A 12,510-nucleotide genomic window follows, 5' to 3' on the forward strand; every position below is an offset into this window, starting at 1 on the left:
CCTTGCTGTCGTATCCGCTCTGATCCAGGGATTATTTCAAGAGCTTCATCATTTTGCTTAAAAACCCTTTGACGCCCGCCGCGCCCGGCGATGGCTCCGGCGTCGTCTCGCCCGCAAGAAACCGCTCCACGAGATGGTGAATGCTGCGGCTCGCACTGCTGTTCGGGTAGGCGATCGTGAACGGCACTTGCCGCTTGACCGCCTTCGAGACGGAGCTGTCGTCTTCCACGAAGCCCAAGGTCGGGATGTCCAGGTTCAGGAATTTGTGGGCGACCATGCTGATCTTGTCGGCGGTGATCTTCCCCTCCCGCGCCTCGGTGACCCGATTTACGACCAGCTTGAATTTCACGTCGAGCCCCATCGAATGCACCATTTTAATAATGGCGTACGCATCCGTGATCGAGGTCGGCTCAGGCGTCGTAACCACGATCGTCTCATTCGCGGATACGATGAACTTCAGCGTCTCCTTGGACAATCCGGCGCCGGTGTCGAAGATGATGTAGTCGACATACCCGTTCAACTGGTTCACCTGATCGGCGAAGTAATCGACCTCTTCCTCCGACAAGCGAATCAAGTCGTTGAACCCGGAACCGCCGGCGATAAACTCCAGGTCGTTGTACCCTTTGTGAATGATCTCCCAGATCGTCTTCTCGCGCTTCAGCAAATGGTAGAGGCTGTACTTCGACGAGACGCCCATCAGCACATCGATATTGGCGAGTCCGATGTCCGCGTCGAAAACAAGCACCTTGTACCCCTGCGCTTGCAGCGTCAGCGCGAAATTCAATGTAAAATTCGACTTGCCTACGCCCCCCTTGCCGCTCGTGACGGTAATGATCCGGGTATTGGACGTACGGCTCTCCTGCTGATGGGCGATTAAATTTCGCAAGCTCTGGGCTTGATCATTCATGGGCTCGCTTCCTCCAAGATGCGATTAATCAACTGTTCTTCGTTCGCTTCCATAATATCGTCCGGCACATTCTGACCGTTGGTGATATAGGACAGCTGTATCGGAAAATCGTACAGCAGGTTGAGTATGGACCCGTACGAACGCGTTTCGTCCATCTTGGTAAACAGCACTTTATCCAAACGGAATTTGGCAAAGTTGTCGGTGATCGCCTTCATGTCCTTGTACTTGGACGTCAGGCTCAAGACGAGGAACGTCTCGCTCTTGCCCCGCGCCTGCAGCAGCGAATTGAGCTCGGACACATACATCGGATTGCGGAAATTGCGGCCGGCCGTATCCATGAAAATCAATTCGCAGTCCTGCAGCTGCTGGAACGCCTTCACCAGCTCCTGCGGGGAGAACACGACCTCGAGCGGCACGTTCAGAATCGTCGCATAAGTCTTGAGCTGCTCGACGGCGGCGATCCGGTATGTATCGGACGTAATGAAGCCAACCTTACGGTTGTACTTCAACACCTGCTCCGCCGCCAGCTTGGCGATCGTCGTCGTCTTCCCGACCCCGGTCGGCCCGACGAAATGCGCGATGCGCGTGTCCGGGGCGATCGCCTTCGGGGCGGAGGCCGTCAGCAGATCCTTCAGCTGCGCGCGCACCGTCTCCTCGGCATATACATCGGTACCCGGCGACTCAGGTGCCGTGAACTGCTCCGCCGCCAGTCGCAGGATACGATCGACGAGATCCTCCTCGATCTCCTGATCGAGCAGTCGCGTGCGGAATCGGCCGATCGCCTCGGGGTAGCGCGGCTCGTCGCCGATCTTGCCCGACAGCCGCGCCATCATTTCTTTCATCTGTTTGATCTCTTCGAGCAGCTGATCTTCCTTCGGCCTGGCCCGGGTCGAGCCGACTCCCGACAGTCCGGCCGCTTGCGAGGACGGCTGCGGCTGGGCCGGGGCCTGCTCCGGCCGATGGACCGCAGGCAGCTGAACGGCCACCGGCGGAGCCGCGTTCACGACCGGAATCGGCGGCAGCGCCTCCTCCTCCGCCACGGCAAGCGCCGCGGCGACCGGAGCGCTGCCGCCGACGAACACCGGATGCGTGTCGGAGCGGCCATACGCATTCGCGGCGGTCGAGAGCGGCACGCCTACTGGCGCCGGCGCGGGTGCCGGTGCGGCTGCGCCGCCGAACGCCGCGGCCATGACCGAGGCCGCGCTCGGCTTGGCCGGAGCCCCGGGCGCGACGGCCGGGGCGTTCGAATCGGTGGCGGCGATCACTTCGATCTTCTTCTTGCCGAACAGCCCGAGGAACCCGCCGGAGCGGATCTCCTTCGTATTCAGAATAACGGCGTCCTTCCCCAAGTCCGTTCGAATGCGCCCAAGCGCCTCAGGCATCGAGTCCACCACGTAGCGTTTCACTCTCATAAATTAACCACCCCTACGCTTTGAATTTCGGCACTCGGTTCCAGCTCGCTATAGGACAGTACCGTGATGTCCTGCATCGTGCGTTCCAGCAGCTGCCGCAAATACATGCGGATCGTCGGCGAAGCCAGAATGATCGGCTGCTGGCCGTGCTGGATCATCCGGGTCACTTGCTCCGACACTTTCTGGTAGATCGACTGGGAGGCGTTGGGATCGAGCGCCAAGTAGGAGCCGTGCTCCGTCTGCTGCACGCTTTCGGCGATTTTTTTCTCAAGCGACGGACCGATCGTGATCACTTTCAAGGAATCGGCGTTCGACGCATACTGCAAGGTAATTTGACGCGAGAGCGCCTGGCGCACGTATTCGGTCAGAATGTCCGGGTCCTTCGTGTACGTGCCGTAGTCGGCCATGGCTTCGAAGATCGTAACCAGATCGCGGATCGAGATTTTTTCCTTCAATAGTTTCGAGAGCACCTTCTGGACGTCGCCGATGGACAAGACGCTCGGGATGAGCTCCTCGACCAGCGCCGGGTACGTTTCCTTTACGTTGTCGACCAGCTGTTTCGTCTCTTGGCGGCCGATCAGTTCGTGCGCATGCCGCTTGATGATCTCCGTCAGATGTGTGGCTACGACGGACGGCGGATCCACGACGGTGTAGCCGGACAGCTCGGCCCGCTCCTTGGTCGCTTCGTCGATCCAAAGCGCCGGCAGGCCGAAAGCCGGCTCCAGCGTCTCGATGCCGACGACGCTATCGTCATCGTACCCAGGACTCATAGCCAAATAATGGTTAAGTAGTAATTCACCGCGCGCGACTGTATTTCCTTTAATTTTGATGACATATTCGTTCGGTTTTAGTTGAATATTGTCGCGAATTCGGATCACCGGGACCACAAGACCTAGTTCCAACGCAATTTGCCGTCGAATCATGATGACGCGGTCGAGCAGATCGCCACCCTGCTGGGTGTCCGCGAGCGGGATGAGCCCGTACCCGAACTCGAATTCGATCGGATCGATCTGCAGCAAGCTGATGACGCTCTCCGGGCTGCGCACTTCCTCGATTTGCTGCTCTTCGACGAGCTGTTCGGTCTCGGCCTGCTTTTGGTTCAAGTTCCGCTGCATTCTCAGGGCGGCCAGAATGAGCACGCCCGCGATCGGGAACGTCGTGATGACATGGATGGGCGTGAAGATGCCGAGGAACAACACCGTTCCGGCGACGACATAGAGCAGCTTCGGGTAGCTGAACAGCTGTGCCGTCAAGTCGCTTGCCAGGTTGCCGTCGGAGGCGGCGCGCGTGACGACGATACCGGCGGCGGTCGAGATGAGCAGCGCCGGAATTTGGCTCACGAGCCCGTCGCCGATTGTCAGAACCGAGAACGTCGTAAGCGACTCCGTGAGCGACATTCCGTGGAAGGTGGCGCCGATGATCAGACCGCCGAGTAGGTTGATGACGAGGATGACGATGCCTGCGATCGCGTCCCCCTTCACGAACTTGCTCGCGCCGTCCATCGCTCCGTAGAAGTCCGCTTCCCGCTCGATCTTGCGGCGGCGTTCCTTCGCCTGCTGCTCGTTGATCAGGCCGGAGTTCAAGTCGGCGTCGATGCTCATCTGCTTGCCGGGCATCGCGTCGAGGGTGAACCGCGCTCCTACTTCCGCTACCCGCTCCGAGCCTTTCGTAATGACGATGAACTGCACGATGACGAGGATGAGGAACACGACGAAGCCGACGACGAGATTGTCCCCGGCGACGAATGAGCCGAACGTCTCCACGACGTTGCCCGCTTCCGCATCCCGCAAAATGTTCCGCGTCGTCGACACGTTGAGCGCCAGCCGGAACAGCGTCGTGATCAAGAGCAGCGTCGGGAAAATCGAGAAATCGAGCGCGTCTTGCGTATTCATCGCGATCAGGATGATCACCAGGGCGACCGAAATATTAATGATAAGTAGGAAGTCAAGCAAAAGCAGAGGGATCGGGATCACCATCATCATGATAATGCCGATAATGCCGGTTAGAATAATCAAGTCTCTCGTTTTCATGGACGGCCTCCCTTCTGCGTATGTGATGCGATTGCGCTGCGGTCAGACTGCATTTATTTCACTTTGCCCTTCAGCTTGTATACATAGGCCAGCACTTCGGCGACGGCTTGGAACAGGTCGGCGGGAATCGTTTGCCCGATCTCCACCTGCTCGTACAGCGCCCGGGCCAGCGGCTTGTTTTCCATCGTAACGACGCCGTTCTCCTTGGCTACTTGGCGAATGCGCAGGGCGATGTAATCCATCCCCTTCGCCAGTACGACCGGTGCATCCGACTTCTGCGGATCGTACTTCATCGCGACTGCGAAGTGCGTCGGGTTCGTGATGACGACGTCGGCCTTCGGCACGTCCTGCATCATGCGCATCATCGCCATCCGCTTTTGCTTCTCGCGAATTTTGCCTTTGATCAGAGGATCGCCTTCGGTATTTTTGTATTCCTGACGAATATCGTCTTTCGACATGCGCAAGCTTTTTTCGAATTCGTACTTTTGATAAAAATAATCGAACAATGCCAGGATGAGCAGGATGACGGCGATTTGCAGCCCCAAAATCAGAATCAGGTGTCCCGTAAAGGCGAACGTCTGACCGAGCGGCCACTCCGCCATTTGAATCAAGTTTTGCTTCTCTTTCCAAATCGTGTAAAAAACGACACCGCCGATGATCGACATTTTCAGAATCGATTTGATCAGCTCGATCACCGACCGCAGCTTGAACAAATTCGCCACGCCCTTGAGCGGATCCAGCTTGTCGAACTTTGGTATTAGCGGATCCCCCGTAACCATAAGGCCGACCTGAAAGTACAGCGCCAAAAAGGCGACGACAACGACGATCAAAAACAAAGGAGCGAGCAGGATCAGCCCTTCCGACATCAGCTGCGCGAAGATGAGGGTGATGTTGCTGAATGTGAGCTCCATGTGCATATAGTCGGTAAACGTCACGGTGAACAGCTTCTCGATGCGCTCGCGCATGACCGACCCGTAGAGAAACAGGATGAGCAGCACCGACAGCAGCACGAGCGACGCCGGTACCTCCATGCTTTTCGCGACCTGCCCCTTTTTGCGGGCGTCCTGCCGTTTGCGGGGGGTGGCTTGCTCGGTTTTCTCCCCGGCGAACAGCTGCAGCTCCATGCGCAACCGGTATGGCCGCATTCGTAATTTCCCTCCCGTCCGTTTGTTAGGATGACTTCGGCACCGTCCCGAGCAGCTTCGACATTTGCTCCATCGATTCGAACATGGACCGGAATAAATCCTGGAACAAATACAGCATCCCGGGGATGACGACGATGAGGAGCAGGAAGCCAACGATAATCTTGATCGGCACACCGACGACGAAGATGTTGAACTGGGGGGCCGTCTTGGACAAAATGCCGAGCCCGACGTCGGTCAGGAACAAGCTCACAACGAGCGGCGCCGCCATCTGCAAGGCGAGGCCGAACATACTGACGAACGCCTGGATCAGAAAATCGCTCGGTTCGCCGGTCGCGATACGAGTGAACACGTTGTTGTCCAGCGGAACCCATTCGTAGCTGCGCACGATGGCGTCGATCAAGAAGTGGTGGCCGTTCATAGCCAAAAACAGCAGCACCGCGATGAAAAATTTGAAGTTGCCCATTATCGGGCTCTGAATGCCGCTCATCGGATCGATAACGTTGGCGATACCGAGCCCCATCTGGATGTCGATAAACGAGCCGGCGATCTGGACCGCATTGAAAAAGATGTAAGCCATAAACCCTAGCAAGAGTCCTACCAGGATCTCTTTCAGGATCGCTATTATGAAAGCCGCGTCGATCACGACCGCTTGTTCTTTGACGCCTCCGGCGGCCATCAGAATCAGGAACGTCAGAAACAAGGACAGGCCGATCTTGAACGTAGGCGGCACGCCTCGCGTAGAGAAGACGGGCGCAACTACGAAAAACGCGGTAATTCGACAAAAGATCAACAGAAAATTAGGAAGATAAGGAATTAGCGTCTGCATCCGAATCCACCTAACCGATATATTTGTCCAAATTGTTCAGCATGCCGTACGTGTAGTCGATCAGCGTCTGCAAGATCCACGGACCGAAGACGAGGATGGACAGCAGGACGATGACGATTTTGGGCACGAACGCCAGCGTCTGCTCCTGGATCTGTGTGGCGGCCTGGAACACGCTGATGATCAACCCCACGACAAGCGCCAGGACGAGCATAGGTGCGCTGGCCTTCAGGACGGTATAGACCGCTTCGCCGGCCAGCTGAATAATAAACTCGGTACTCATATCCGCGCTTCCCTCCTTGCTCTACTTGCTCTAGGCGGTATGGATGGCGTCACGTTAAAGGAGCATGGAAGCTGATCAGCAGCGATTTCACAACGAGATACCACCCGTCTACCAAGACGAATAATAAAATCTTGAACGGCAGCGAAATCATAATCGGCGGCAGCATCATCATCCCCATGGACATCAGCGTGCTCGCTACGATCATGTCGATGACCAGGAATGGGATGAAAATCATAAAGCCCATCTGAAACGCCGACTTCAGCTCGCTGATCGCAAATGCCGGGATGAGTGCCGTAAGCGGCGTATCCGTGACCGTCGCCGGTTTCTCGGCTTTGGCGTAGTTCATGAACAGCAGCAAGTCTTTCTCCCTCGTCTGAGCTAGCATGAATTTCTTGAGCGGGACCGCCGCTTTCTGAAGCGCCTGCGTCTGCGTCAATTCGCCCTTCATGTACGGCTGCAGCGCGGTTTGATTAATCTCGCCGATCGTCGGGGACATGATGAACAGCGTCAGGAACAAGGCAATGCCGATTAACACTTGGTTGGGCGGCATTTGCTGCGTGCCGAGCGCCGTTCGGACGAATCCGAGCACGATTACGATCCGGGTGAAGCTCGTCATCAAGATCAAGATGGATGGAGCGATGCTGAGAATCGTGATCAAGAGCACCAGCGAGATCGTACTGCTGGCCCCTTCCGCACCGTCTGAGTTGCCGATGTCCACCGAGATGCCGGGAATCGGGTCTGCGGCTAGAGCCGATGTCGGCGCTAGGACGCAGAACAGGACAAACAGACCGCATAAAAGTAAAGACGATTTCTTTATGTTCATTCTTCCGACGACCGATCTGTTTTTTTGGATTCGTGGAGCAGTTGTTCTACCATTTGCCTGCGGCTCGCCATACTGCTCATCTTGCTGTGAAACACTTCCTGGAAGGACTGCGCGAGCTCCGTCTCGGCGGAGTAGGTCTCGACGGGACCTTCCGGCTGACGACGGAACCGGGTGAGCCACGCGGACAATTGTTTCATGCCTGCCTGGGCTTCGGATTGGGCCGTGATCGTCGCGATCAAGTAGGCCGCTTCCTCCGGGTCGTCAATCTTATGTACCAGCTGTACGTTGTCTCCAACTCCCAGGATGTAAATCGAACGGCCGATCTCGACGATCTGCAGCGACTTGTTTTGTCCGAGCGGCACGCCTCCGAGCGTATTGATTGCCCGGCCCGACATGCGTTTGCGATTTTTTTGGGCCAATATCTTCATTATGAAGAAGAAGAAACCGATAATAAGAATAAGGTAAAGTAGGACTTGCCCCATCATGCCGAGAAGGCTTGGAGGGTCGCTCTGCGTCAGTGCCGATGCAGGATCGACTCCAAGTTTATTCGGGTCCGGGCTTGCTCCCCCCTCCGCCAGACTGACCGCGCTCCCCGTAAGGAAGAGCAGCGCGCCGATGCATGCCGCGCCGAGCACTCGGCTCCCTCTCCGGATTCGACCAGCCTGTCCTACCGTTAAGACTCGGTTCGATGAATCTATCATCCTATTAGCCCAATGTTTTCTTAATAGCTTCAACAACGCGATCGGCCTGGAACGGCTTTACGATGAAATCTTTGGCTCCGGCTTGAATCGCATCGATGACCATCGCTTGCTGCCCCATTGCCGAACACATGATGACTTTCGCCGTACCGTCGGCTTTCTTGATCTCCTTCAGCGCGGCAATGCCGTCCATCTCAGGCATCGTGATGTCCATGGTGACTAAATCCGGCTTCAGCTCTTTGTATTTCTCGATGGCCTGCGCCCCGTCCGAAGCTTCCCCGACTACTTCATAACCGTTTTTGGACAGGATGTCTTTGATCATCATTCTCATAAAAGCTGCGTCGTCTACGATTAATATTCTGTTCGCCATGGGCGTTCAGTCCCCCTCGGTTATTGTAGTTTTTGAATGCGGTCCATCTGACTGACGATGTCGGTCACGCGCACCCCGAAATTTTCGTCGATTACGACGACTTCCCCTTTGGCTATCAGCTTGTTGTTCACAAGGATGTCCACCGGTTCCCCCGCCAATTTATCCAATTCGATAATGGACCCTTGCGAGAATTCCAGTATCTCCTTGATTAATTTTTTCGTCCGGCCCAGCTCCACCGTCACCTTCAGCGGAATGTCGAGCAACAAATTCAGGTTCGTCTCGTCAGCCTGGACGTGCGGTCCGCTCAGACTGCCGAATTGCGCGGGCTGCACACCCACATTGCGCTGCGGGAAATGCCCATAATTATTCGGCGTGTGCGGCTGTTGCGGCATCGGCGGCGGATAGTTCGGCTGCTCGAACTGCGGCTGGTACATATACGGCTGCTGCCCGTATGGCTGTTGCGCGGGCGGCTGCTGGTACATCGGCTCTTGCGCGTACGACGGTTGCTGGTAAGCCGGTTGTGTGAACGGATCCTGCTGTACCTGCGGTGCAGGAGGCGGAGTGTAGGCAGGCTCCGGCGTACTCGGCTTGGTGGTGGGCTTCGGACTCGGCTCGAGCTCGAATTCCGAGACGTCCAGGTTGGCGCCGCCCATCAGAATCGAGACCATGTCCTTCGCGAAGGACACGGGCAACAGCTGCATAATCGTCGAGTCGATCAGATCCCCGATGATGAGCCGGAACGAGATTTTCACGAATACGTCTTCGTGCGGCAGCGAATTCCGGCTGTCCCCATTGGCCATATCGAGGATGTTAATCCCAGGCGGGGAGATGTTCACGAACCGGTTGAAGATCGTCGACATCGAAGTCGCGGACGAGCCCATCATCTGGTTCATCGCTTCCTGGACGGCACTGATGTGGATCTCGGACAGCTCGTCGCCCTCCACCACGTTGCCGGTCCCGCCCATCATGAGATCGGCGATGACTTGCGCATCCCGCGTCTTGATCACGAGCAGGTTAATGCCGTCGAACCCGTCGACGTAATTGACCGACACGGCTACATGCGGGACGGGGAACTCTCGCTCCAACTCAATGCGGGGAATGACCGACACCTTAGGTGTTGTAATATCGACTTTCTTCCCGAGCAACGTCGACAACGCGGTGGCCGCACTGCCGAACGTGATGTTGCCGATTTCCCCGAGCGCATCTTGTTCGATGGGGGTCAAGTAATCGTCTACGCTCGCGGATCCGCCGAAATCGAGGGAATCCTCTTCTACGGTTTGCCTCAATAAGGCGTCTATTTCTTCTTGTGACAAATAATCTTTGTTATTCGTCATATTCATCATCCCCCTCGCTGACTATCTCCGTTATTTGAACGGCCAGCCGGTCTTTAATCGTGCCGGGACTACCGATAAATTTCAGTTTTTCGCCTACCTTAATATCCAGCCCTTGATCGACTTCCTTGTTCAGCGTAATGACGTCGCCCACATTCAAGTTCAGGAACTCCCGGACGTTGATCACAGAAGTCCCCAGCTCCGCGATGATCGGAAGTCTGGCTTTGTTCACGCGTGCTTTTAAGGTCTCCTCTTCCTCGGGAGCCCGACTCTTGCGCTGGGATAAAAATTGATGATGAACCGACAGCCGAGGCATAATCGGCTCGATGACGACATGCGGGATACAGAGATTGATCATCCCGGTCGTGTCTCCGATTTTCGTCGTTAGTGAGATCAGCGCGATCGTCTCGTTCGGGGATACGATCTGCATGAACTGCGGATTCGTCTCCAACGTTTCGAGACGTGGCGATATGTCAATCACGGTTTTCCAGGCTTCCTGCAAACTGTCGAACGCCCGGCTGAAGATGCGCTCCATCACGATCGTCTCGATCTCGGTGAGCGAGTTGATTTTGGCTGGCGAATTGCCGGGTCCCCCCAGCATCCGGTCCAGCATGGCGAACGCCACGTTGGGATGTACTTCTAGCACCATCCGGCCTTCCAGCGGCTCGGCCTCGAAAATGTTCAGAATCGTCATCTTCGGAATGGAGCGGATGAACTCGTCATAAGGCAGCTGCTCGACTTGAACGACGTTAATCTGGACGAACGTACGAAGCTGAGCGGAAAAGTAAGTGGTCAAGTAGCGGGCGAAATTCTCATGAATCCGCGTCAAGCTGCGAATGTGATCCTTGGAGAAACGGGTGGCGCGCTTGAAATCGTAGGCTTTCACCCTTTTCTGGGTTTCTTCCTTTTTCAATTCCTCCGCGTCCATCTCTCCGGAGGAGAGCGCCGCCAGCAAAGCGTCGATCTCATTCTGGGATAGTACGTCTACCAATTTCGATTCACCCCCTTACAAGCCGTCCGTTCCTTAGTTCAATACGATGTTGATGTTGGTGATGTCCACTTGACGCAGCTTGCCCGCGGTCAAGATCGGATTGATCTTGTTGATCAGCGAGGTGCTGATGAGATCGTAGCCTTTGCTCCCGCGGATCTGATCGGCGCTCATGTCGGCCAGCGTCTGAATGATGATCGCTTTGACCCGGGTCGATAATTTCTCGAACTCTTCCTTCGATTTTTTGCTGTCCAGCTCGAAGGCGAAGCTGATCTTCACGAAGTCCTTGCCGGTCAAGTTCGTCGTAATATCCGTCATCTCTACGGTTTGGGCGACGATCTGATCGGCCGTCAGTCGCTTCGGCTTCACCCCGTCCACGGAAGTCGCCGCCTGCAGCGCGGGATCGTCTCCTTGGGCTTGCTTATCGAGGTAATTCCACAGCACGAAACCAGCCAGGGCAATCAGGGTGATCGAGATGAGGATCATAATGAGCCATTGCAACATTCTACTTTTGAACACGTCTACGATTCCTCCTGCACACTGGTATTCTTGAAGGCCACCCTGATTGGCCCGATCTGCTGCATGTAATTTTTTACTAAGCTTACCACATGGGAGACATCTTCGAGAACGATAAATTTCTTGCCGGTTGTCAGCGTTATAAGCGTATCCGGCGTCTCTTCGATCATCTCGATCAACAGGGCGTTGAGCGTGAGCTTGCTCCCGTTCAGCCGCGTAACTTGGATCACAACTTTCCCTCCCGAAACGGTACCGAATCCCCCCAGTACATGGCTGGGGTCCGGCTTTATTAGCCGATCGCTCAGGGGACGGCAGGTACCGCCCCCCGAGCCGGATCAGCGGGTCAAGCTTAACGCTTCAGGTTCAAGATCTCCTGCAGCACTTCGTCCGAAGTCGTGATGATTCTTGAGTTCGCCTGGAAGCCGCGCTGGGCGACGATCATCTCGGTCAACTCGTTCGTCAGCTCGACGTTCGACATCTCCAGCTGGCCGGAAATGATGGCGCCCGTGCCAGTTGCTTGATCGTTGGCTTGCAGCAATTCGAAGTCAGGCTCGGTGGTGGCGTTCGGCGTTGTGCGATACAAGTTGCTTCCGACCTTCTCGAGACCCGCCGGGTTCGTCATCTTCACCACACCTACAAAAATATCGGTAGTTTCAGCAGTGCCATCCTCGTTGATGCCGATAATTTCCCCATTCTGCGAGATAGAGAACGCTACAATCGTATCATCGAGTACGATGGGGGTACCGTCAGTAGAAAGGACATGCATCCCGTCAGGGTTGACGAGGTTGCGAGCCGCGTCGATCGTGAAATTGCCTGCCCGAGTCAAGAATCTAGTGGTCCCGTCATCCGGTGTGACCGCGAAAAACCCGTCGCCGTCAATCCGCAAGTCCGTCACTTGATTCGTCGTCATCGCGCTGCCAGGCGCATGGATCGTATCGATCGCCGCCACAGTCACCCCAAGGCCGATCTGCTTGGCATTGACCCCGCCGAGACCTCCGTCGACCGGAGCGGTGACGCCGGCCACGGTCTGGCTAAGAATATCTTTGAACATGACCCGGCTGCCTTTGAACCCTACGGTATTCACATTCGCAATGTTGTTGCCGATGACATCCAACTTCGTCTGAAACCCTCTCATACCGGACACGCCGGAATACAGGGATCTTAACATTCCTCTTCCTCCTCAA

14 protein-coding genes are annotated in these 12,510 nt (G+C 56.0%); all 14 read right to left on the reverse strand.

Features of this window, described 5'->3' with window-relative positions:
• Window positions 1-31 precede the first annotated feature (31 nt).
• Window positions 32-907, reverse strand: a complete 876-nt coding sequence (locus ACI5FR_RS23575; protein WP_405458931.1) for a MinD/ParA family protein — start codon at window positions 905-907, stop codon at window positions 32-34.
• Window positions 904-2,319 carry a flagellar biosynthesis GTPase FlhF gene (gene flhF, locus ACI5FR_RS23580; RefSeq protein ID WP_405458932.1) on the reverse strand — a complete coding sequence of 472 codons (1,416 nt, stop codon included), beginning with the start codon at window positions 2,317-2,319 and terminating at the stop codon, window positions 904-906. The genes ACI5FR_RS23575 and flhF overlap by 4 nt, the downstream gene beginning before the upstream one ends.
• Window positions 2,316-4,349 (reverse strand): flagellar biosynthesis protein FlhA, encoded by a 2,034-nt coding sequence (gene flhA / locus ACI5FR_RS23585; protein WP_405458935.1) that lies wholly within the window; start codon window positions 4,347-4,349, stop codon window positions 2,316-2,318. Before flhA ends, flhF begins: the two co-directional genes overlap by 4 nt.
• Window positions 4,350-4,402: 53 nt before the next feature.
• Window positions 4,403-5,494 (reverse strand): flagellar biosynthesis protein FlhB, encoded by a 1,092-nt coding sequence (flhB, locus tag ACI5FR_RS23590; protein WP_405458938.1) that lies wholly within the window; start codon window positions 5,492-5,494, stop codon window positions 4,403-4,405.
• 25 nt (window positions 5,495-5,519) lie between these two features.
• Window positions 5,520-6,320 carry a flagellar biosynthetic protein FliR gene (fliR, locus tag ACI5FR_RS23595; RefSeq protein WP_405458940.1) on the reverse strand — a complete coding sequence of 267 codons (801 nt, stop codon included), beginning with the start codon at window positions 6,318-6,320 and terminating at the stop codon, window positions 5,520-5,522.
• Between the two features lie 10 nt (window positions 6,321-6,330).
• The gene (gene fliQ / locus ACI5FR_RS23600; protein ID WP_405458942.1) at window positions 6,331-6,600 is read right to left on the reverse strand and encodes a flagellar biosynthesis protein FliQ; all 270 of its coding nucleotides are present in this window, start codon (window positions 6,598-6,600) and stop codon (window positions 6,331-6,333) included.
• Between the two features lie 49 nt (window positions 6,601-6,649).
• Entirely contained in the window at window positions 6,650-7,417 is a 768-nt protein-coding gene (gene fliP / locus ACI5FR_RS23605; RefSeq protein WP_405459135.1) for a flagellar type III secretion system pore protein FliP, read from the reverse strand.
• 2 nt (window positions 7,418-7,419) lie between these two features.
• Complete coding sequence (locus ACI5FR_RS23610; protein ID WP_405458944.1) at window positions 7,420-8,058, reverse strand: flagellar biosynthetic protein FliO; 639 nt, start codon at window positions 8,056-8,058, stop codon at window positions 7,420-7,422.
• 70 nt (window positions 8,059-8,128) lie between these two features.
• Window positions 8,129-8,491 (reverse strand): response regulator, encoded by a 363-nt coding sequence (locus ACI5FR_RS23615; protein ID WP_405458946.1) that lies wholly within the window; start codon window positions 8,489-8,491, stop codon window positions 8,129-8,131.
• Between the two features lie 20 nt (window positions 8,492-8,511).
• Window positions 8,512-9,825, reverse strand: coding sequence for a flagellar motor switch phosphatase FliY (gene fliY / locus ACI5FR_RS23620; protein ID WP_405458949.1), 1,314 nt, complete (start codon window positions 9,823-9,825; stop codon window positions 8,512-8,514).
• Window positions 9,815-10,813 carry a flagellar motor switch protein FliM gene (gene fliM, locus ACI5FR_RS23625; protein ID WP_405458951.1) on the reverse strand — a complete coding sequence of 333 codons (999 nt, stop codon included), beginning with the start codon at window positions 10,811-10,813 and terminating at the stop codon, window positions 9,815-9,817. Before fliM ends, fliY begins: the two co-directional genes overlap by 11 nt.
• A gap of 33 nt (window positions 10,814-10,846) precedes the next feature.
• Window positions 10,847-11,329, reverse strand: coding sequence for a flagellar basal body-associated FliL family protein (locus ACI5FR_RS23630; protein WP_405458953.1), 483 nt, complete (start codon window positions 11,327-11,329; stop codon window positions 10,847-10,849).
• Window positions 11,330-11,331: 2 nt separating this feature from the next.
• Window positions 11,332-11,556, reverse strand: coding sequence for a flagellar FlbD family protein (locus ACI5FR_RS23635; RefSeq protein ID WP_405458955.1), 225 nt, complete (start codon window positions 11,554-11,556; stop codon window positions 11,332-11,334).
• Between the two features lie 119 nt (window positions 11,557-11,675).
• Window positions 11,676-12,494, reverse strand: a complete 819-nt coding sequence (locus ACI5FR_RS23640; protein WP_405458957.1) for a flagellar hook-basal body complex protein — start codon at window positions 12,492-12,494, stop codon at window positions 11,676-11,678.
• Between the last annotated feature and the right edge of the window lie 16 nt (window positions 12,495-12,510).

The sequence above is a fragment of the Paenibacillus sp. HJGM_3 genome, from assembly GCF_045062745.1.
In the GTDB taxonomy this organism is placed as follows: Bacteria; Bacillota; Bacilli; order Paenibacillales; family NBRC-103111; genus Paenibacillus_AA.